20 protein-coding genes and 1 tRNA gene are annotated in these 21,016 nt (G+C 55.1%); 13 read left to right on the forward strand and 8 right to left on the reverse strand.

Features of this window, described 5'->3' with window-relative positions:
• Positions 1-147 precede the first annotated feature (147 nt).
• Both lon and ACZ51B_RS06475 read right to left on the reverse strand, forming a co-directional pair.
• Complete coding sequence (lon, locus tag ACZ51B_RS06470; RefSeq protein WP_464296418.1) at positions 148-2,436, reverse strand: endopeptidase La; 2,289 nt, start codon at positions 2,434-2,436, stop codon at positions 148-150.
• 68 nt (positions 2,437-2,504) lie between these two features.
• Positions 2,505-3,086, reverse strand: coding sequence for a GbsR/MarR family transcriptional regulator (locus ACZ51B_RS06475; protein ID WP_464296419.1), 582 nt, complete (start codon positions 3,084-3,086; stop codon positions 2,505-2,507).
• A 134-nt stretch (positions 3,087-3,220) separates the two neighbouring features.
• Between ACZ51B_RS06475 and ACZ51B_RS06480 the strand changes: the two genes are divergently transcribed.
• Complete coding sequence (locus ACZ51B_RS06480; RefSeq protein WP_464296420.1) at positions 3,221-3,766, forward strand: PilZ domain-containing protein; 546 nt, start codon at positions 3,221-3,223, stop codon at positions 3,764-3,766.
• Here ACZ51B_RS06480 and ACZ51B_RS06485 read toward each other — a convergent pair.
• Entirely contained in the window at positions 3,763-4,011 is a 249-nt protein-coding gene (locus ACZ51B_RS06485; RefSeq protein ID WP_464296421.1) for an indolepyruvate ferredoxin oxidoreductase subunit alpha, read from the reverse strand. The two genes, ACZ51B_RS06480 and ACZ51B_RS06485, sit on opposite strands and share 4 nt — an antisense overlap.
• A gap of 255 nt (positions 4,012-4,266) precedes the next feature.
• Here ACZ51B_RS06485 and ACZ51B_RS06490 point away from each other — a divergent pair, with 255 nt between their 5' ends.
• Positions 4,267-5,031, forward strand: a complete 765-nt coding sequence (locus ACZ51B_RS06490; RefSeq protein WP_464296422.1) for an enoyl-ACP reductase FabI — start codon at positions 4,267-4,269, stop codon at positions 5,029-5,031.
• A gap of 32 nt (positions 5,032-5,063) precedes the next feature.
• Positions 5,064-6,215: a 5-(carboxyamino)imidazole ribonucleotide synthase gene (locus tag ACZ51B_RS06495; protein WP_464296423.1), complete on the forward strand. Its 1,152-nt coding sequence runs from the start codon at positions 5,064-5,066 to the stop codon at positions 6,213-6,215.
• A 50-nt stretch (positions 6,216-6,265) separates the two neighbouring features.
• Here the strand turns inward: ACZ51B_RS06495 and ACZ51B_RS06500 are convergent, their stop codons facing one another.
• On the reverse strand, positions 6,266-7,147 hold the full coding sequence (locus ACZ51B_RS06500) for a S1 family peptidase (RefSeq protein ID WP_464296424.1): 882 nt from the start codon (positions 7,145-7,147) through the stop codon (positions 6,266-6,268).
• Positions 7,148-7,208: 61 nt separating this feature from the next.
• Here ACZ51B_RS06500 and ACZ51B_RS06505 point away from each other — a divergent pair, with 61 nt between their 5' ends.
• The 3 genes from ACZ51B_RS06505 (at position 7,209) to ACZ51B_RS06515 (ending at position 9,298) form a co-directional block, all read left to right on the forward strand.
• On the forward strand, positions 7,209-8,348 hold the full coding sequence (locus tag ACZ51B_RS06505) for a phosphopentomutase (protein WP_464296425.1): 1,140 nt from the start codon (positions 7,209-7,211) through the stop codon (positions 8,346-8,348).
• Positions 8,349-8,350: 2 nt separating this feature from the next.
• Positions 8,351-9,181, forward strand: coding sequence for a hypothetical protein (locus tag ACZ51B_RS06510; protein WP_464296426.1), 831 nt, complete (start codon positions 8,351-8,353; stop codon positions 9,179-9,181).
• 40 nt (positions 9,182-9,221) lie between these two features.
• Positions 9,222-9,298, forward strand: a tRNA-Pro gene (locus ACZ51B_RS06515).
• Between the two features lie 691 nt (positions 9,299-9,989).
• Here ACZ51B_RS06515 and ACZ51B_RS06520 read toward each other — a convergent pair.
• Together ACZ51B_RS06520 and acs are read right to left on the reverse strand one after the other, a co-directional pair.
• A complete protein-coding gene (locus ACZ51B_RS06520) occupies positions 9,990-10,439 on the reverse strand; it encodes a DUF7832 domain-containing protein (protein WP_464296427.1) in 450 nt (149 codons plus the stop codon).
• Positions 10,440-10,531: 92 nt separating this feature from the next.
• Positions 10,532-12,517, reverse strand: coding sequence for an acetate--CoA ligase (gene acs / locus ACZ51B_RS06525; RefSeq protein WP_464296428.1), 1,986 nt, complete (start codon positions 12,515-12,517; stop codon positions 10,532-10,534).
• Between the two features lie 109 nt (positions 12,518-12,626).
• Between acs and ACZ51B_RS06530 the strand changes: the two genes are divergently transcribed.
• The 5 genes from ACZ51B_RS06530 to ACZ51B_RS06550 all read left to right on the forward strand — a co-directional run bounded on the left by ACZ51B_RS06530 (position 12,627) and on the right by ACZ51B_RS06550 (position 16,308).
• On the forward strand, positions 12,627-13,127 hold the full coding sequence (locus ACZ51B_RS06530) for a hypothetical protein (protein ID WP_464296429.1): 501 nt from the start codon (positions 12,627-12,629) through the stop codon (positions 13,125-13,127).
• A 132-nt stretch (positions 13,128-13,259) separates the two neighbouring features.
• Complete coding sequence (locus tag ACZ51B_RS06535) at positions 13,260-13,952, forward strand: hypothetical protein (RefSeq protein WP_464296430.1); 693 nt, start codon at positions 13,260-13,262, stop codon at positions 13,950-13,952.
• A gap of 26 nt (positions 13,953-13,978) precedes the next feature.
• The gene (locus ACZ51B_RS06540) at positions 13,979-14,557 is read left to right on the forward strand and encodes a TetR/AcrR family transcriptional regulator (protein WP_464296431.1); all 579 of its coding nucleotides are present in this window, start codon (positions 13,979-13,981) and stop codon (positions 14,555-14,557) included.
• Positions 14,558-14,592: 35 nt separating this feature from the next.
• Positions 14,593-15,351, forward strand: coding sequence for a hypothetical protein (locus ACZ51B_RS06545; RefSeq protein WP_464296432.1), 759 nt, complete (start codon positions 14,593-14,595; stop codon positions 15,349-15,351).
• 48 nt (positions 15,352-15,399) lie between these two features.
• Positions 15,400-16,308: a diacylglycerol/lipid kinase family protein gene (locus tag ACZ51B_RS06550; RefSeq protein ID WP_464296433.1), complete on the forward strand. Its 909-nt coding sequence runs from the start codon at positions 15,400-15,402 to the stop codon at positions 16,306-16,308.
• A gap of 2 nt (positions 16,309-16,310) precedes the next feature.
• Here ACZ51B_RS06550 and ACZ51B_RS06555 read toward each other — a convergent pair whose 3' ends face one another.
• Positions 16,311-17,153 (reverse strand): phytanoyl-CoA dioxygenase family protein, encoded by an 843-nt coding sequence (locus ACZ51B_RS06555; RefSeq protein ID WP_464296434.1) that lies wholly within the window; start codon positions 17,151-17,153, stop codon positions 16,311-16,313.
• Positions 17,154-17,203: 50 nt separating this feature from the next.
• Between ACZ51B_RS06555 and ACZ51B_RS06560 the strand changes: the two genes are divergently transcribed.
• A complete protein-coding gene (locus ACZ51B_RS06560) occupies positions 17,204-18,070 on the forward strand; it encodes a helix-turn-helix domain-containing protein (protein WP_464296435.1) in 867 nt (288 codons plus the stop codon).
• On the opposite strand, the gene ACZ51B_RS06565 is transcribed toward ACZ51B_RS06560, so the two are convergent.
• Positions 18,057-20,072: a discoidin domain-containing protein gene (locus ACZ51B_RS06565; protein ID WP_464296436.1), complete on the reverse strand. Its 2,016-nt coding sequence runs from the start codon at positions 20,070-20,072 to the stop codon at positions 18,057-18,059. The two genes, ACZ51B_RS06560 and ACZ51B_RS06565, sit on opposite strands and share 14 nt — an antisense overlap.
• Positions 20,073-20,225: 153 nt before the next feature.
• Here ACZ51B_RS06565 and ACZ51B_RS06570 point away from each other — a divergent pair, with 153 nt between their 5' ends.
• Complete coding sequence (locus tag ACZ51B_RS06570; protein WP_464296437.1) at positions 20,226-21,011, forward strand: PEP-CTERM sorting domain-containing protein; 786 nt, start codon at positions 20,226-20,228, stop codon at positions 21,009-21,011.
• Positions 21,012-21,016 lie beyond the last annotated feature (5 nt).

Below are 21,016 nucleotides of genomic sequence, written 5' to 3' on the forward strand. Positions count from 1 at the left end.
GAAAGCGCCAACCGGCGCGACTCATATCAGCCTAGTTCGAAGCGAAGCGTAGGGCTAGGAAAGCTCAGCTTTATAAACGGGGGTGGGTGCGGCGAATGCAGCACTTGGGCGGGGACCGTCGCTGTCCGTTCCTTAATTTTCCGGAATTTATGGGAGCAACAAACGAATCACTTCGCTGGCTTCGTTGACTAGGTGGATCTTGATTTTGTCGCGGGCGGAGGGGGGGAGGTCGTCTAGGTCGTTTTCGTTTTCAGCGGGGATGATGACGTCGGTGGTGCCCGAGGCGATGGCGGCTAGGATTTTGTCTCGGATGCCGCCTACCGGTAGGACTCGGCCTCGGAGGGAGATCTCTCCTGTCATGGCGAAGCCGGATTGGAGGGGGATGCCTCGGATCATGCTGATGGCGGCGGCGAGGATGGTGATGCCTGCGCTGGGGCCGTCTTTGGGGACTCCGCCTTGGGGGACGTGGACGTGGACATCGCCTAAGAGAGGGCTGTTGAGGAGGGTCTGGGCTACCGTTAGGGCGGCCATGGCAGACTCCTTCATCACGTCTCCCAGGTTCCCTGTGAGCTTGATGGTTGGCTCAGCGCCCATCTTGGGGAGGACGGCGACCTCGACGGCAACCACCTCACCGCCGACCGAACTCACCACGAGTCCCCAGGCCACGCCGGGCTTGTTATCGCGCTCGGTGTGCATGCGTGAATAGGGCGGGTTGCCCAGGTGCTGTTGGACGAACTCGATGTCTGCGCAGACGGACTTTACGTTACCTTCTGCAATCTGGCGGGCAACCTTTCGGCACAGGGTGCCGAGTTGCCGGTCGAGGGAGCGGACACCCGCTTCGCGAGTGTAGCTGCGAACGACTTCGATGAGGGTCTCGTCGGGGACGACGATGTTGTCCTGACTGAGGCCGTTTTGAGAGATGTTCTTAGGCAGGAGATACCGACGAGCGATCTCGAATCGCTCCTCCTCGGTGTAGCCAGAGAAGGCGATGATCTCCATTCGGTCTCGGAGGGGAGACGGGATCTCGTCGAGCGAGTTGGCGGTTGTGATGAACATGGCCTCGCTGAGATCGAAGGGGACCTCCACGTAGTGGTCGCTGAATCGAGTGTTCTGCTCGGGGTCGAGGGCTTCTAGGAGGGCGCTCATGGGATCGCCGTGGGCGCCGTGGGCTAGCTTGTCGATCTCGTCTAGGACGATCACGGGGTTGCGGCTTCCGCATTCGATGAGGCCTTGAATGATGCGGCCTGGCATGCTGCCTACATAGGTGCGGCGATGGCCCCGAATCTCGGCTTCATCTCGCACGCCACCGAGTGCGATTCGGATGAACTTGCGGCCCATGGCCTCTGCGATGCTTCGGCCTAGGGAGGTTTTTCCTACACCTGGGGGGCCGACGAAGCAGAGAATGGGCCCTTTGAGGGAGGACTTCAACTGCCTCACGGCGAGGTAATCCAGGACTCGGTCCTTGATCTTTTCGAGGCCAAAGTGGTGGCTATCGAGCAGTTTGGCGGCGCTGTTTACATCGATTCGATCTTCTGTGAGACTGTTCCAGGGGAGCGAGGTGAGGGTGTCAAGGTAGTTCCGCAAAACCATGCCTTCGGGGGAAGATGCTGGGGAGCGGTCGAGCCTGCGTAGCTCCTCCAGAGCCTTTTGCTCGGCAAAGGGAGGCATCGAGACCTGGGTGATTCGGGCGCGGTACTCGTCGGTTTCTCCGATGCGATCTTCGCGCAGATGGAGTTCATTTTGGATGATCCGAAGCTGTTCGCGTAGGTAGTACTCGCGCTGGGTGTCGCCTAATTCTCGCTCGACTCGGGCGTGGATCTGCGAGTTGAGGTTGAGGATCTGCTCTTCGCGCTTCAGCAGTTCCAGGGTCTTCATGAGGCGCTGGTCTTGGTCTAGCATCTCCAGCATCGCCTGCTTTTCGTTGGATCTGAGGGGCAGGTGGTGGAGGATGGTGTCGGCGAGGAGGCCTTTGTCTTCGGTGTAGAGGACGCCGTGGAGCGCTTCGGGGGGGATCTCTTTGTTGAGTTCGACGACCCTGGTGAACGACTCGATGGCGGCGCGTCCGATGGCTTCTTGCTCAAGGGAGTCGGTATGGGTTTCGTCTAGGAGATCAATCTCGCAGAAGAAGCTTCCGTTGCGTTCGACGATCTTGCGTGCTCGGACTCGTTGAATGCCTCGAAGGGCAACGCGGAGGCTGGAATCGGGGAGTGGGATGGACTGAAGCTCTTCGCTGAGGGTTCCGATTTCGTAGAGGTCGGTGACTTTGGGCTCTTCCAGCCCCATGTCCTTTTGGCTGAGCACCACCACGCGCTTATCGCCCTGGTTCGCTTTGCGGAGGGCCTTCAAGGAGGGTTCGCGCACGACGTGGAGCGTATTGATGAGGCCCGGGAAATGGACCGTATCGCGCACTGCTAGGACTGGGATGAGTTCACGCATAGGTTTGGCATGGGACGAGCTACCGATTGAGGTGTACCGCAATTCCCGTGCCAAAACTACCGCAAGCCTTACAGCTTCATGTGGAGCATGTCTTTCAGCTCGTCAAGAGTGGTATCGCTCTTCAGAATATGCTTAAACGCCACATCAATCAAGCCAAAAATCTCGAGGAGCGCTTCGAGTCGGTGGCGCAGGGTTTTGACCCCGGGCTCTTCGTCTTCCATGGGGAGCATGGCTAAAACGTCACGGATTGCGTCTGCGGTGGGGTCCAGTTCTCTGCGCTTTCTCTCTCGAACGACGCGGAGGAACATTTGGTAGGGATCGGTGTCGCTGATGTAGACGTCTTTACGGTCGCCCGGTTGTCGGAAGCGGCGCACGATTCCCCAGTCCATGAGTTCCCGCAGGTTCATGCTGGCGTTACCGCGGCTGATTTGCAGGCGTTCCATGATGTCGTTGACTTCGATGGGTTCGCCGCTGACGAAGAGCAGCGCATGGATTTGCGCCATGGTGCGGTTGATTCCCCAACTGCTGCTCATGCGGCCCCATTCCAAGATGAACTGCTCCTGGGCTTTTTCCAGGTTCGAATTAGGTTCGCGAGGCGAACTTGCCTCGGTCACGAGCGAATCATCTTCCAAATCCACGTTCGGTTCCATGCTTTCTATCCTTTCACTCTACCAGTGCTTGCGATGACGCCCGCACTAATACCCGTGCTGAAACAGCACAAACTTGTCAATGTTATAAATGTATGATCCCAAGTCTTTCGACCTTTTCCAACAAACGGTGTCGAATGCAACGGCTCTCCGATGCGCGGTTCTTTAGCGGATGGGTCATGGAACTTACAACTTCGGAGCTTCGCGTTCGCATCTGTGGTGGGCGTAATGTGATTATTGGCGATATGTTTATGATCGAGGTTTTCGGCCTCGAAAAGATCGTCAGTTTCCGAGCGTCTCTTGCGATTGTGTGTGAGGACGACGCCAGCTTTACGGTGTTTGCCCCGCTTGCGCATCGTCCGAATCCCGATGGCAATGCTCGCATTGCGGTGAGTGGTTTTGCGGGCCAAGTGGTGTTGGACGGCATGCCCATTGATGTTGAGGTGCAGGACATTTCTCGACAAGGTGTGGGACTTCTGAGCGCCACTGCACTTCCGATCAAGAAGGTGGTGACGATGTCGTTCCAGACTCCGGTTGGAGAGATTACCTGTAGCGGCGAGATCAAATATTCCCGCGAGGATCCTGAAGCGCAGGGAGCATATCGAACAGGGGTATTACTCGAAGAGCTTGGGCGGGTTGAGAAAGCCCGCTGGAAACTGCTCTTCGAGTTAGATGCGGCTTAGCTGCCGGAAATTTCGGCTGCCTTCTCGGCATTTAGTTGGATGAAGCTCTTCCAATTCTCGGGTACGTCGGTGTCCACAAAAATCGCGTTCACGGGGCACTCTGCTTCGCAGAGACCGCAATCGATGCACTCATCAGGGTGGATATAAACCTGATCATCGCCCTCGTAGATACAATCCACTGGGCATACCGTCATACAGGACTTGTCCTTTACTCCGACGCACGGTTCAGTAACGACATATGGCACTAATACATACTCCTCGACGCTGATTTACCTTCGGCACCTGCTTTCTGCGGCCCAGAACGGGCTTTCGCAGAGACAGCACGCCTCAAGATCCCCTAGAGAATACTCGTGTTGAGGTCCCTACGCGCAGATTCGTGCCGACTTCGGCATTTTCTGTAGGTTCGGAGACTGTTTTTCCTTGGTTTGTAAAAGTCGGGTCGCTCTTTGACTTTGGAGGGACCCACACCGAAAGGAGCTGATCCCGGGTAAAACTTGCCCATGCTACTTGAAGGCAAGAAAGGGCTCGTGCTCAATGTAACCAACAAGAACTCGATTGGTTGGGCCATTGCAGACCAGGCCAACCAACAAGGAGCGACCGTGGGTGTGGGCGCTCAGAACGAGCGATTACTCGACGGCGTTCTCAGCCTCGTGGAAGGACGTGAGAGGTTTGACACCTTCACCATCGACTTCATGTTTGAGGAACAGTATGGGCTTCTGGCTCAGCAGGTTGCTGAGAAGTACGGCAAGCTGGACTTCTTGGTACATAGCGTAGGTTTTGCACCACGTGAAGCCCTCAACGGTCGATTTATCGACACGACGCTTGCGGATTTCCAGATTGCGATGAACGCTTCGGCTTACTCGATGGTTCGGCTTTGTAAGGAGCTGGAGCCGTTGATGAATGACGATGCTAGCATCATCACACTGAGCTACCTAGGCAGCACTCGTGCGATGGCGAACTACAACGTTATGGGTATGTGCAAAGCCGCATTGGAATCTGCGGTTCGATACTTGGCCTTAGACCTTGGCGGACGAGGTATTCGCGTGAACACTGTTTCTCCTGGACCGGTTAATACGGTTTCTGGAAGAGGTGTTAAGGGACTGAGTAGCTACATTCAGCAGGTACACGAGTCGGCTCCTTTGAAGCGTCCTTATGGGCAGCAGGAAGCGGGCGGTGCGGCCATGTATTTGCTTAGCGACCTCTCCAAAGGTGTCACTGGACAAATAATTTTTGTCGATTCTGGCTACAGTATCGTCACTGTGTAGCACAAATGCTGATAAGTCGGTAGGATGTACGCGTGCCGACTTATCCTTTTGACATAGGTTTTCTTGGTGGGGGCCAACTTGCGCGCATGTCGATACAGGCCGCGCAACGAATGGGACTCAAGTGTATGTCCATGGATCCCATGGACGAGACTCCTGCTTCTCTCATTGCACCTGCGGGCGTAGGAAGTTTGCAGGACCCTTACTCGATATCCGAGATCTTCGGGGCTTGTGAATTTATCACCTTGGAGAACGAGTTCATTCCGGGTGAAGCGATCCGAGAGGGTGCGCGTCTTGCTGGTCGTTCTCTGGATGCCTTGATCCCCAATATTGACGCGCTGGAGACGATTCAGGACAAGCTCCGCCAGCGTGAGACTCTTGTTGCTGCGGGTGTCCCTTCTCCCAAGGCCGTTTCTCTTGCGGATGGTGGTGAGACCGCAATTGAAGAGATCGGCTTCCCTATGGTGCTTAAGGCGCGATTTGGGGGCTATGACGGAAAGGGCACTCGGTACGCGCGGACTCGCGAAGAGATGGAGTTGCACCGCGTGCTTTGGGAAGGCAACGACTGGATGGCTGAGGAGTTTGTGCCATTCAAGCGCGAGCTGGCCGTGATGGTTTACACCAGCGCGATGGGTGCTGGCAGTTTTCCTACGATGGAGACCGTTCAGCACGACCATGTGTGCAATCTCGTTTTCCCATCTGGAGTGGATGCGTCGGACATCGCGATTTCTGCCGTTCAGGCGGTTGAGGGGGTCGGTTTGTTTGGTGTTGAGTTGTTTGAGTTGGAAGACGGCACCTTCCAAGTTAACGAGCTCGCTCCACGTCCTCACAACACGGGTCACTACACGCTTGATTGGGGTGGCACCAGCCAGTTTGAGCAGCACATCCGGCTTGTGATGGGCATGATGGTGGGCGAGCCGAAGGGGCTTGATGTGTGTATGGTAAACCTGTTGGGTCAGCCTGCAGTTTATGACCACCGAAACGGCCTTCGGGACGCTCTTATTGACCCTGCTGTTCATGCGCACTGGTATGAGAAGACTGAGTCTCGCCCCGGTCGGAAGATGGGGCACTTGAACGTGATCTCCGAGGGTCAGTCTACGGAGGAGTTGGTTAAGCAGGCATTGGCGGCACAGACGCGGTTCTACACGGGTTGGGAACGGCCTGTGGAGACCGAGTCTTATTTGTGAGGCTATGTGACGCTATCACCCGATTCTAGGTGATAGCGTCACTTTCTGTTCTATTTTCCTTCTGCAAGAGCCTTCACTAGGCGGGCTGGTACGGCGTTGTGAAAGACGATCATGGTTCCTTTGTTGTCTTCTGTATTGCCTGTAAAGATCGTGGAAACGTGACCGATGACGTTTCCGAACTTGTCTAAGACCGGCGCACCGCTGCTACCTGGTGCCCAGTCGGTGGAGACATTCACTCTGAGTGACTTCATCCCATCGAGGGAATCGAGATCTCCTTTGCCTGTGCTCCAGAAGAAGCGGTTAACCATTCCGGCGCTGAAGTAGCCAACAGCGTGTAGTGGTGAGCTGTATAGATAGGCTTGGTCTCCAGGTGAGGCATCTAAGTTCAGCGGAAGCGCTTGTAGTTTTTCCCCTTCTGTTTCTAGGATAGCGACGTCCATGGCTGCATTCAGTGCTGTGATTGATCTGATCTTGAGAACCTTATCATCGCTCGTAACGGCTATCAAACAACCTTCTTTGAAATTGTCTGGCTTTTTCACGACATGCTCACAGGTAGCCACGGCTCCTTCGGCAATGGCGTATCCGCCTGCTAGGTTAACGTGCCAGTTGGAACAGTGAGTGCACAGGTAGTACCACCCGACACGTACGTGGGAACTCACCGCCTCACGGTAGACCTCTTTGGGTTCTAGAGGCGTGCGATGAGGTGCAGGCAGTCGGAATTTCTTACCTGAAGGATGGTCCATCATCTGCTTCGCAGCTTTCTCGTCGGTGAGTTGTCCGCTTGCTTTCATCTCGCGGAGGTTTGACAGTAGGGCGTTTGAGGTCTCGTTGCCCGGGCCTGGCTGAATCGTAACGTTCTTTGCCTGTGAAAACCCTAAGACGCTCATGGTCGAGAGCGCAAGGATCGCGCCCGTAAGAAGCCATTTGGACATGCGCGTATTCTACGCGTTTGGTTGACGATAGCGCTCCGGATTAGGGCTATTACGTTGCTGCGTGAAGAAGCGATCTCAAGCTACTATTACAGGGATGAAGCGGGCGATTGTGGTTGTGATGGATGGGTGTGGGGCTGGGGAGGCTCCGGATACGGTTGCTTTTGGGGACAGTGATCATCCTTCGACGATTCGGCACGTTTGGGATCGTGTGGGTGGGTTTGCGGCGCCTACTCTGGATGCGGTTGGGTTTTTGAGGGCTTGTGGGATTGAGAGTGCCGGAGGTGGGAGTCGGGGTCAGTATGGGCGGTTGCGGCCATTGAGCCAGGGTGGGAAGGACTCGGTGACGGGGCATTGGGAGATGATGGGGGTTGTGTTTGACCGGCGGTTCCCGACTTTTCCTGATGGGTTTCCTGCTGAGTTGATTTCTCAGTTTGAGCAAGCGATTGGTGCGAAGGTTTTAGGGAACAGACCTGCCAGCGGGACTCAGATTATTGATGAACTGGGCGAGGAGCATGTGCGCACGGGGAATCCGATTTTGTACACCAGCGCTGATAGTGTTTTTCAGGTGGCGGCGCATGAGTCGGTGATTCCGATTGAGCGGCTTTATGAGATTTGCCGGATTGGGCGGGAGCTTTGTCGGGAGCCTTTTGATGTTCAGCGCGTGATTGCTCGTCCTTTTGAGGGGAGCGCATCTGGGGGCTTTAAGCGGACGGAGCGTCGGAAGGATTTCCCGTTGGAGCCGCCTCATAACATTTGCGATGAGATTGGGGATGTGTTTGGGATTGGGGTGATTCCGGAGCTATTTGGGGGTCGGGGATTTCGGGAGGTTCGGCGAACTCAGAGTAACCCGGAGCACGCGGCGATGCTGGAGACGGCTTTGGCGAGTGATGCGCGGTTTATTTGGGCGAACTTTGAGGACTTTGACATGCTTTTCGGCCACCGCAACGATCCGGTGGGGTTTGCCAAGTGTTTGGAGAGTTTCGATGTGACTCTGGCAGGCTTGATGGCGCAGCTTGGGGATGAGGATTTGTTGATTTTGACGGCGGACCATGGGAATGATCCGACTTCTGCCTCTACCGACCATTCGCGGGAGTACGTGCCGTTTGTGAAGATTGGGAAGCAGTTGGAGGCTGGGTCGCTGGGGGATTTGGACGGGTTTGCGCAGGTGGGGCAAGCGGTGTTGGGCTGGCTAGGTAGTTAGTTATGCTGTTCTTACCGTTTCTGTCACACCTTCAAGATGAGTTTCTTTTTGAGACACGGGTGGCCTTGTTTGGCATTTCTCGTGACTTCAGTGGGAACACATTTGGTGTGGGTGGGGACGGGCGGGCTTTTGTGTTCGACGGTAAGAACGGCCATCCGATACGGGCGATGCGACATTTGGGTGGGTTCTATCCGCTACGTAACAACTTCTTTGCTGTGCAACAGGGTGAGACTGTTGGCGTGTATATGTTGACGGGGCGGGTGATGGGGATGAATCCTCATTTTGAATCTGTTTTTAGTTCTAATCGGTCGAAGATTATCTCCTGCGATGCTGACCACAATCTCGTTGTTCAAGTGGCGGATTCGGTTCAGCGGTTCTTTGTGAGCACCGGGCAGTTTCGGCATTTGACGGTGGGACAGGTCAAAGGTGAACTGCTTGCTTCATCGGTGGATGGCGATGTTGTGGTTAGTCGCTTGGGCTCGGTTCTTTTGAACGGTCAGCCGATTGCGCTACGGGACTCTGATATTCGGGCTTGTCGGATTCTTGATAAGGCGACGGTGGGGCTGGTTCATCGTGAGGGCGTGAGATTGCTCGAATTGAAGTCACGCCGCATCGTTGGGGTGGCGCGGCTTCGGGACGTTTTGGATGTTGTGCCGGATCGTGGTGGGAACCTGTATGTTGCGGCGGCAGACGTGGTCTATTTGATGCGCCGGGATGGGAAGATATTGGGCCAGTCTCGGGCGTTCGGAACCTCTGTGACGGGGATGGTGAGTTCTCCTCGTGGGTTGCTGGTATGTACGCGCGGTGGCGCTGCGTACCGGATTAGGCCCTAGGCAGTTTTGAAATGCTCTGGTAAAATTAGAGGCCCAACGTCGGGATGTGGCTCAGCTTGGTAGAGCGCTGTGTTCGGAACGCAGAGGCCGCAGGTTCGAATCCTGTCATCCCGACCATTTCTTTGTTTGGGCATTCTTTTGTTGCAGTGTGTATTCAGCACTCGTTTTGATTTGGGTCTTTCCCGCTGCAGTGGTCTATGTCGGTCTTTCAGACAGTTCGGAGCCGCTGAGTCTGGCACCCCATTCGGGATGCTTTGGGTGGGACGATCTCTGTGAAGGGTTGAGGGACTCTCCAGTCTCAGCCACTGCTCTTCAGCAGCTCGGGTTCGGGTGATTGGGTAGGTTGGCCACCCTCACCCAACCCTCTCCCTCGCGGACGAAGGCGAGGGCTCTGACGTCGTTGGTGAGTAGCCGGACTCTCCTATCCCCGCCTTTCCTCTCGAGGACGAAAGGAAAGGAGCCGGAGGCGTTGACTTTTGCGTTCGGTTCGGGTGGTTTGGTAGGTTGTTCACCCTCACCCAACCCTCTCCCTCGCGGACGAAGGCGAGGGCTCTGACGTCGTTGGTGAGTAGCCGGACTCTCCTATCCCAACCTTTCCTCTCGGGGACGAAAGGAAAGGGGCCGGAGGCGTTGGCTTTTGCGTTCGGTTCGGGTGGTTTGGTAGGTTGTTCACCCTCACCCAACCCTCTCCCTCGCGGACGAAGGCGAGGGCTCTGACGTCGTTGGATGGTAGCCGGACTCTCCTATCCCCGCCTTTCCTCTCGGGGACGAAAGGAAAGGGGGCGGAGGCGTTGGCTTGGGATTATGATCAGAACTTCCACCAGGGTTTGGGGGTTTTCCAGGATTGGTAGGCGGTGTCTATTAGAGGTTTGAGTTTTGCGTAGTTTTCGTCTGTGAAAGGGACGTGGTAGGTTGAGGGGTAGCCTTTTTCTAGGAGGCGGTAGTCTTTTAGATACCGACCTTTTTCAAAGTTGAAATAGGTTTGCGAGAAGGCGTTGCCTTCTTCGTTGAGCATGTCATCCACTAGACATCCATCCCACCATTGGTAGATATCTAGGGCAGTGAGTTTGCCGGTTTCAAATTGCTCTAGCGGGCCTTGCGTTTCTTTCTGAAACTCTTCGCTATAGAGCTTGTTCTCTAGAATCCAGCGTAAGTAGAACGCGGTGTGGACGAATGCTTGGTCTTCATCGAGGCCGAAGCTCTCCACGGTTTCCATGTGATATTTGGCTTTGTCGTAAACAATTGGATCGGTTGGCATAGTTATCCAAGCACGGTTCTGGGTGAGAGTGATAGGTCCCACGCTTTGATGGAGATCCGTTAAAGCGTGGGATATGGGAGGTTTGGATTTGGTTAGCCTTCTTTGTCTTCGTATTGTGACTTGAGGGCGTTGACGATGCCTGGGTCGGCTAGGGTTGTGGTGTCTCCTAGAGCTCGGCCTTCGGCTACGTCTCGGAGGAGGCGGCGCATGATTTTGCCGCTTCTGGTTTTGGGGAGTTCGGCGGTGATGAAGATGTCGTCTGGTCGAGCGAGTGCTCCGATTTTGTGTGCGACATGCTTCTTCAGTTCATCGATGAGGCTTTCGTGGGTGCCGTAGTCCACTTCGTGGCGGAGGATGACGAATGCGCTGATGGCTTGGCCTTTGAGTTCGTGGGTTTTGCCGATGACGGCTGCTTCCGCGATGGCTGGGTGGCTAACCAGGGCGCTTTCGACTTCCATGGTGCTGATGTTGTGGCCTGCAACGAGCATGATGTCGTCCACTCGGCCTAGCAGCCAGAGGTAGCCGTCTTCGTCCAGTTTGACGCCATCGCCTGCGAAGTACTTGCCTTCGAAGCGGCTCCAGTAGGTTTTGTGATAGCGCTCTGGGTCGTTGAAGATGCCTCTTGTCATGGAGGGCCAGGGGTGCTCCAGGACTAGGAATCCGCCTTTGGCGTGTCCTGTGTGGTTGGGGCCGTCTACGGTGTAGCCGTTGCCTTCTTCATCCAGAATGCTGACCTTGATTCCTGGGAAGGGGTGGGTTGCGCTGCCGGGCTTGGTGTGGGTGATGCCTGGGAGTGCGGTGATCATGATGGAGCCGGTTTCGGTTTGCCACCAGGTATCGACGATGGGGCAGTTCCCTCTGCCGATGTAGGTGTGGTACCAGATCCAGGCTTCGGGGTTGATGGGCTCGCCGACGCTGCCGAGGAGGCGGAGCGAGGAGAGGTCGCATCGGTTGGGGTATTCGATGCCCCACTTCATGAAGGCTCGGATGGCTGTGGGAGCCGTGTAGAGGATGGTGGCTTTGTGCTTTTCTACGATTCGCCAGAAGCGGTCTTTGTCTGGTGAGTCAGGGGCACCCTCGTACATGAGGACGGTGGCGCCATTGGCGAGTGGGCCGTAGGCGACGTAGCTGTGGCCGGTGATCCATCCGCAGTCGGCGGTGCAGAAGAATAGGTCTTCGTCTTTGAGGTCGAAGATGAGTTTGCTGGTGGCGAGGACGCCGGTGAGGTAGCCGCCGGTGGTGTGGGTGATGCCTTTAGGTTTGCCGGTGGAGCCGCTGGTGTAGAGGATGAAGAGGAGGTCTTCGCTCTCCATGCTTTCGCAGGGGCAGTCGGTGGACTGTTGGTCGACGAGATCGTGCCACCAGATGTCGCGGCCTTCGACCCATTCGCCGGGTGCTTTGGCTGGGTCGCCAATGCGCTTGAGGACGAGGATCTTTTCGATGCTTGGGCAGCCGTGGCCCATGGCTTCATCGACGATGGCTTTGAGGGGGACTACTCCACCGCGTCGCCAGCCGCCATCTGCTGTGAGGATGACTTTGGCCTGGGCGTCGTTGGCTCTTTCGGAGAGGGAGTCGGCGCTGAAGCCACCAAAGACGACGGTGTGTGCGGCACCGATTCGGGCGCAGGCGAGCATGGAGATGACCAGCTCTGGGACCATGGGCATGTAGATGCAGACTCGGTCGCCTTTGCCGACGCCTAGGGCTTTGAGGGCGTTTGCGGTTTTGGAGACTTCGTCTTTGAGTTCGGCGTAGGTGAGGGTGAGGGTGTCGCCTGGCTCGCCTTCCCATACGATGGCTCGTTTGTTGGGGGTGGCTGCTGCGTGTCGGTCCACGCAATTGTGGGCCGCGTTTAGCTTGCCTTCTGTGAACCACTTCGCGTTGGGGGCTTTGAACTCACAGATGGTTTGGTAGGGTTCGAACCAGTCGAGTTTCTTGGCCCAACTGTCCCACCATGCGAGTGGATCTGCCGAAGCTTCCTGGTAGATGGCCGGATCGTTTATATTGGCTTGAGCAACAAAGCTCGCGGACGGTGCGAAGATTCGGTCTTCACTCAAAAGCGTATCAATCGTTTCTGACATAGCATTACCCACAGGATCTGTAAAAGGTCTGGCATTTTAGCAGGTCTATGTAACTTAAACGTTACATCCGATTCAATTCTCCGTGGAGTTCCGAGCTAAACTGCCTTGTATGACTCTTCAAGTTCCCTTCGACCAGTTTGCTAAAGCCGCCGGGCGCGTGCTTGGTTCGAAGGAGGCCTATGTGACGAGACATCCTTCGGGAACCCTTGTTACTGCGTGCAACGCCGGACATAGCAACTTGTTGGTCTCAGTATCGGATTTACCTCTTTCTCTCACCCGTGAGAAGCTCATTTCTGAGGGAATCGAAGTTTTTGATGGTGTTTGGTCGATGGACGGCGATATTGAGTTGGCTGGAGCTTCGCTGGCTGAGTCTCATATTGCGGCGATTGCTTATAACAGTGCGGATTCCAAGCCTGGGCTTTGGGTGGATGTTTTTGAGCAGATGCCTACGGAATTGGCTGTTTTGCGAGCCATGTACGACGAGTTTCATGAGACGGGCGAGTTGGAGGATGTGAACTTTGAGGAGTTTGTCCGGTTGGCTAGTCCGAATGTGCTGATCTTGACGCCTTCTCAGTTGCAGGGCTTTTTGGATCAGAAGAAAGAGTGTTAAGCCTGGGGCTGTTGTCGGGCGCTTGTGGTTGGGGTTCGTCACAATGTTTGGATGCCTCGACGTCCGCATCGCCGTGAAGGTGGGTTTGTCTTCCCATTCTTCGTATTTCTCAACAAACGGGATAGGCTCATCTTGTTTGCAAGTTTTCTCTTGACACTCCCTGTCATCTTTAACGCGCCTCCGCCGCGTCGTCGCATCGTCGACGGAGTAGAAATTGTTGAAACGGTCTTCAGAGGTCAAGTAGTTCCGAAGTGGGTAGTAATCGGTTTGTTGGCTATCGTTGTGGCTATCAACTATGGCCTATGCAATTGGATTGCAAACAGATTCTGGCCTGACGGGAAATGGGTTGAAGTCAAGGAAGGATCGGTAGTTTATGACCGCGCAGGTGGTGGTGTAGTCATCTGGACACCATCTGAACCAGGTGGAGGTTCTCCGTTCGACTATACGCGTGCTGTTTTCACACCTGAAATGAGTGTTGAAGAGTTTTGGAAGCAACAACCTCCGGAGATGATTCTGACGCTGGTACATGGTTCGAAAGAGGTGATGGCTGAGCTAGACAGGTTTACTGAGATGCAAGAAGAGTGGTTCAGGCTTGCTCCAGAAGCAACTATGCGGCAACTTACTGACGGCATCGAGAACGTCGTTAGCGATAATCCGCTCAACAATGAAGAATTTTGGACGCTTGTACTAGCCTTTGAAACCCGTGGGATTCCAGATTTGGCGACTCTTCGAAGTGTTGCTGACAAGATTCCTTTTGAGTCGGTTCGTGAGCGTTGGCATCGGGATCTGGATGAGATTGAGAACCCGAAAGACCCAACGGAATAAACCGTCCAGACGGTACAGTACGAAGTATGACGGTGAAAGAGAAGATTCTGGCTTCTGCTGCCGAGATTGCTTCGAATGAGGGGGTGCTTGCGCTTACTTTGGATCGGGTGGCGGCGCATGCGGAGGTGAGTAAGGGCGGGTTGCTTTATCACTTCCCCAACAAAGAGGCGTTAGTTGAAGCGCTTGTGCTGAGTCTGATGGAGAATTTCGATCAGAACTTGAGCAAGCACATTGAGGCTGGGGCGAGTTTGCCTGAGGCTTATATCTTGGCTACTTTTGACGACTATTCTTCCAGTTGCAGCGTGGTGGCATCGTTGATTGCGGGGGCTTTTGTAGATCCTAGCATTGTGCAGATTGCCAGCCAGAAGACTGAGGAGTGGCACTCGAACTTGGTGGCTTCTGGGGTGAGTTGTTCAGTTGCTCGGCTGATCATGTTGGTTGGGGATGGGATTATGCTGAACAACGCTTTTGGGATGAGCAAGTTGAGTGAGGCTGAGGTGGCTGGGATGAAGAAGCAGTTGCTGGACGCTTTGAAGCCGAGCGAGCAGGAGCAGTTGGCTGCGATCTTTCGGTCGGCTTTGGCGGTGGAAGAGGCGGGCGTCTGAAGTTCTGATCCAGCGAACCGATGATGTAGGTGTCGATGAGTTGGATCAATCCTGCCGGGGGGCTTTACTATCACTTGCGGACGCTTCGGTATCGGTCGAAGTTGTGGCCGAGTTATTTGGACGCGACTTCTCGGTGGCTTGATGGTTGGGGGTTGGAGTCTCAGAAGCTGATTCTGGTTGGGCCCAGTGGGGGTTACAGCCTGCCGACCCGTTGGTTGCAGCGGTTTGAGAGCATTCGGGCCATTGACATTGATCCTTTGGCGAAGCACTTCTTTCGAATGAACCATGGGGCGCTTCCAGTGAGTTGGAGCGACGCGAACTGTTTTCCTTTTCGAGCTTCTGGGATTGATCTGACGGGGCTGGAGAGTCTGATTTCTAAGCATCCCGACCATGCGGTTTTGTTCTGTAATGTGTTGGGGCAGTTATTTACGTTTGCGGATACTGAGCGGCAGTTGGGGACGATTCCCAGTTCACTATTGAAGTTGCGGTCGGTGTTGCGGGGGCGTGAATGGGCCAGCTATCACGAGCGGTTTTCTGGCTCGGTGCGGCCAGAGATTGTGGAGCACGAGGTGTTGCATTTGAGTGATGCACAGATTCATGAGGGTCTGTACCATGGGTGTGCGTTGTCTGAGTTGGTTCCTCATTACACGTCGAATATGGCTGTGGGGCTTTCTTGTAGTTATTTTGAGTGGCAGCGTGTGCCTAAGTATTGGCATTTGATGGAGGCTTGCGTGGGTGGGTCATTGCCTCAGGCTTGTGCTGTGGATTTGCAAGTACATGCGTCTCGTAAGTAATTCTCCCGTTTTGGTGCGATAGACTAGAGATGCACGTACGAACTACTCATGCATCAGCACGAAGAGCCTCCGAAGAGCGCGGTTTTGCTCGTTAACACTAAGTCGAGGCGAGGGGCTGAGTGGTTTGAAAAAGCCAGGGCTACTCTCACTGCGGAAGGCATTGTCCTGAAGCGGGCCACGGCGTTTAAGCACCCTAAGAAGCTGATTGAGGCGGCCAAGCAGGCTGTTGCTGAGGGTGAGGAGATGGTGATTATTGGCGGCGGGGATGGCACGTTTAGCGCCGTGGCGCGGTTCTTTGCTCACAAGCCGACTGTGTTGGGTGTTCTTCCTTTGGGGACGGGCAATGCGTTTGCTCGGGACTTGAGTATTCCGGTGGATGTGGCTGCTGCTTGCGACGCCATTTTGAATGGGAAGGTGGCGCATATTGACATGGGAATCGTTGAGAACGAGCGGTTTGTGAATGTCACGACGGTGGGGCTGAGCACGCGGATTGCTTTGGGTTTGCAGCCTGGTCTGAAGAAGAAGTTGGGGAAGGCTGTTTATGCGGTTTCACTTATTCAGGCGCTGGTGAAGGTGCAGCCGTTTCATGTGAAGCTGACGGTGGACGGGGTTTTGCACGAGTTTGAGTCACTTCAGGTGGTGATTGGGAATGGCCGCATGCATGCGGGGCCGTTTTTGATTGCGCCGGATGCGAGTATTACGGGCGGCAATCTCTCGATTTATGCCTTGGCGACGACGCGCAAGTTCTCGTTTTTGAAGTTGGCTCTGTTGCTGCATAGCGGTCGGCACGTTGAGCTTCATGAGGTCCAGCATTTCAGTGCGAAGAGCGGCCGGCTCGAGACCGAGCCGGTGCGGAAGGTTACGGTGGACGGAGAAGTTAATCTGTCTACGCCGATTAACTTCTCGATTGCGGGTCGGGCGCTTCGGGTTGCGGTTCCGTTGGGGTTTGAGGAGTAGCTTTACTTCTCTTTGCGGTACACGATTGGGTTGAGGGGGCTGGCGGCTGGGGAGCCGGGGGTGCAGCCTGGGAACCAGTTGGCTAGGTCGTTTTGGCGGCTTTCGCTGTCGGGGGTGGAGATGATGGCTCCGTCTTCGAAGAAGATGAGGGTCATGACTTCTCGGCAGTTCCAGGGGGAGGCGTTGCCTGGGGCGGAGTGGAGGACCCAGCCGCCGTGGAAGGTTGCGTCTCCGGCGTGCATGTCGCCTGCTCCGACCACTTTGAAGCCTCTTTCTCGGATGAGGTCTCCCCAGCGTTTGTCGGATTCATCGGAGATGTTTTGTGGGCCTAGGTAGCCCAGTTCTTGGGAGCCGGATGCGAAGAGGAGGGTGCCCATTTCGGCTGTGGCGTTGACGAGGGGCATCCACATGGTGACGCATTTGACGCCGTCGAGGGGCCAATACTGTTGGTCTTGGTGCCAGGGCGTGGGTCCTCCGCCTGGCTCTTTGTAGAGTGCTTGATCGTGGTAGAGACGCACGCCATCGACGCCCATGAGTTCTGCTGCGATTCTGCCAAATCGCTTGGCGAGGGAGAAGCGGGCGATGGCTTCGTCGAGTCGCCAGAGGTTGGGGAGTTGGATGAATGCTTTGCCGTACGTGTCGCGTTCGCTGAGTGGTTTGTAGTGGGTTTTGGCAAATTCATCGGTGATCTCGGTGATTCGATCTCGATAGATTGCGGTTTCCATGGGTGTGGTGACTCCGCGTAGGAGGACGTGACCATCTTGCTGGAAGTTTTGGATTTCTTGGGTCTCTAGTCGGTAGTGGGAGTCTAGGGAGGGATATTGCTCGACGGATGAAGTGCTCATTTCATGTATGTTACGGTGCAATTCCCATGCAAGCCAGATCATAAATGGGAATGTTTCTTGTAGTATTTGGTATTCATCTTCACGAACAGCTACTGAATAAGGTGGCCTCGACTCCGCTTGGGCAGATTGTTCTGGCGGGCAGGCACACGCATGGGATTGGCGTGGATTCCCGTGGCGCTTGGCGGACTTATGGGAGTTTCGCGGTGATGTGCGTGACACGTGGGACAGGGTTGTATCGGGATTCGCAGGGGTTTAGTTCCCGTCTTGAGGTTGGGGATCTTGTGTTTGTTTTTCCCCACTTGGCTCATTGGTATGGGCCGGTGGATGGTAAGGGGCGGCCGAGTGGGAGTTGGGACGAGGCTTATGCTGCTTTTAGTGGTCCTGTTTTTGATTTGTGGTTGAGCAGCGGTCTGTTATCGCCTGCGTGTCCGGTGCGTCGTTTGGGGTCCGATTGGAAGGGGTGGACGAGTGAGCTGCTTCGGTGTATTGAGGAGCTTGGGAAGCCGAATTTGTCCGCGTCAGAGATCGTGTTGATGCATCGGTTTCAGGGGCTTTTGTTGGATGCGTTGACTCATGCGGGACGTGAGCCGTTACCGGATGCGGAAGACTGGTTCGATCATGCTGTTGCGCGTCTCTCGACGGCATTGGATGTTCCTTTGGATGGTGCTGAGTTGAGTGCCAGTTTGGGGCTTGGGTACGAGTCTTTTCGGAAGCAGTTCAAGCGGCGAGCTGGGGTTTCGCCTATGCAGTATCGATTGGAGCAGCGGATAGCGGTGGCGAAGGAGATGTTGAGCTACTCCGAAACCCTTACGAACCGCGAGATTGCGGAGTCGCTTGGGTTTTCGGACGAGCATCATTTTTCGAAGACGTTCAAGGCCCGGGTTGGGGTTTCGCCCAATCGGTTTAAGAGGCTTTAGTTAGGACGACGATGGCGTAAGGGGGGAGTGTGATCGCTCCCGGCTTTGCGTTGAGTTTTCTTGGGGGCTTGTTGATGAGCGGTCTTCCTTCGGAACCGTTTTCCTTCCAAACGTAGGATTGGCGGTCGTAGATCCAGCCCGTTAGTTTGGAGCCGAGACCTTCTAGGGCGATGGTTTTGGGCTGTGGGGAGCGGTTGAGTAGGGCGACGGCGAGGGATCCGTTGGGTCTTCGGACGGCGTAGGAGCCGATGAGGCGGTCTTTTCCTTGGACTTCCAGGAGGGCGTGTTTGCCCTTGAGTGAGCAGAACGCGCGGGCCATGAGTCGGGCGCTGTAGAAGGTTGGGAGGCGAATGAAGGAGTCTTCTGTTTTGAGGAAGATCATGTTGTTGCCCCAGCCGCCTTTGATCTCTTCGATGAGTTCGTTGGGTTCGTAGCCGTAGAGGTAGGAGGTTTTGCAGCCGAGTTCGAGGGCTTTGAGGCAGCAGTCGAAGTTGAAGACGGCACCTGGGAGATCGACCTCGGCTTTGGCTCCGAAGGCTGACCAACCGTATTCCGTGATCATCCATGGGAGGCCTTTCATGCCTGCGGCGTTGAGACGTTCTACGCATTCGGCCATCATTTCGGGCGCTCTTGGGAGGAGGTCTTTCGGGTCGGCGAGGACGTCGTCGAATGGGTACCACTCGAAGGAGGCGAACTGGAGCAGGTGGTTGCTGTTTCGTTTCTTGAGGTAGTCGCGGAAGATGGTGAGCCAGGGCTTCTCCACTCTTGGGAATTCGCGGAAGTCGTATTGGACGGTTTGGAAGGATGGGCCGCCGATGGGGACTTTGGGGTCTATTTTTCGGACACGCTTTGCCATCTGGATGTAGAGGGCGGCGTATTTGTCTCCGTCGGTCCACTGGCCATCGGGCTCTTCTCCGATTTCGATGCCTGCTAGGCGCACGCCGCGGGCTTTGAGCCAGCGCATTTCAGCTTCGACATTGTCGGGGGTGTCGTAGAGTCCGCCGACTGGCATGAGGATGGGGAGGTTTTGGTCGAAGCCTCGCTTGAGGATGAGGTCGAAGCCGGGTTGTTCGATTTTGAGGTCGATGTCTGACTTGCGGTGCCAGGGATCGGTGGAGGAGACGAAGGCTTGGGTTTGCTTGGTTGCGACTTTCTTGTGGCGGATTTTGTCTTGGAAGACGCCGTTTGCATCGACTGTTCCGGCCGAGATTTCTGCGATGGCGAAGCCCATTTTGTCGCGCGGGTCTTTGGAGCCGTTGGGGGCTGTGTTGGAGCTGGTTTGGAGGAGGATTCGGATGTATTGGGTGGAGGCCGGGGTTACGTGGATTTGTTCCCGCCCTCCTTTGGTGTTCTTTCGGATGCCGCCTTCGAAGGGGAGCCACTGGCCGTTGTTTTCCATGGCATCTGCGCCGCCGCTCCAGTATTCGACTCGGTATTGGGTGGCGTAGGGGGTTGCCCAAGTGATGTTGATTTGGTTGATCTCGGCGCGGTCGTCTAGCCGGAGGACGACCCACTCGGGGTGGGTTTCGTAACTGTCGTGAGTGTAGGATGGGGAGAGGTAGGGGTTGCTCTTCCAGAAGCTTTTGTCATCGCCGTCTACCAGGCGGGAGTAGTCGTCTCGGTTTGCTTGGTCGAAGGTGTTCCCTCTTCGCGGGAGTCGGTAGCCGTAGCTGAGGTTGATGGGTCGGTCGACTTTTGAGGAGGAGGTCCAGTAGCCCTGGGATTTGGTTGGGTCGCTCCAGGTGCCTTTGGGGTTCCAGTGCCAAACTTCCCCGGCGAGTTCTGTTCTCAGTCGGTAAGTGAGGGGTTTGAGGCCGACTGAGATCATGGCTTGGGCTGCTTTTTTGTTCAGCATCTCCATGCACTGCCCGTATTCGTGACCGTCTATTCCTGCTCCGAATGCCAGTTCTGGGTCGAAGGTTCTCAGGACGTGTGCCGGATTGACCTTCAAGTGAATGGGCTGATTTTGTGCTGGGAATATGAAGGGTAGGAGTGCAAACATTTCGCCTAGATTACCAGGGGACACAAGATAGGAGATGTACCCAGGTATTTGTGATGAATTGAACTCAATCCTAACACTACTACCAGACTAGATGCTGTTGTTATCCGCTTAACATAGGCATGTGCTTTCAGGATTTTTCTTGGAGTGGTTCTTATGAATATTAAGCTCATTCACGTATTTTCTGCGGGATCTTTATTGATGCTTTCCGGTTATGCAAGTGCTCAGACCGCGTTTGCAGTTGATGTTAACAAAGATCTCTATTCGATTGATCTTCCTACTGCAACGGCTACCTTGATTGGACACACGGGTCAGTTTCTAGAAGGCCTGGCATATGACAGCTTAGGTCAGAAGCTTGTTGGCACCGACATCAATGGTGTTTTGTTTTCCATCAACCCATCGACGGGCGCAGCGACTTCGATTGGCTCGACTGGGCTCGGAAATATTGAAGGTTTGGACTACACCGGCCCTGGTGGACTCCTGTACGGAACGGATTATCACACGAAGACTGGCTTTCATTTGATTGATCCGAGCAACGCATCAAACATCTTGTTCACCACGACATCAGCAAGTTTTGGTTCGGTACGGGCTATGTGTTTCAACGCTGATGTGTCTAGAGCTCTGTTGGTGGGTGACTTTCCTAACTACCAGTCGCTTTGGTCGATGGATTCGTACGGAAACTCGACTCTGATCGGTCATTTGAACAAGTTTACGGCTGCGATTGACTATGTGGGCTCGGACTATTGGTCGTTGGGTGACAAGGGTGAAGTTTACAAGCTGGACATCACGACCGGTGCACAGACGCTCGTTGGGAACACGGGTGGACAGGTTTGGTTGGACATGGCGGGTGCATCTCCGGCCGCTGTGCCCGAGCCTGCGACTATGGCGTTGGTAGGTCTTGGCGCTTTGGGTGCTCTTCGACGACGACGTAAGTCTCAGTAAGTGGA

This window comes from Fimbriimonas sp. LA-C6, from assembly GCF_055398105.1.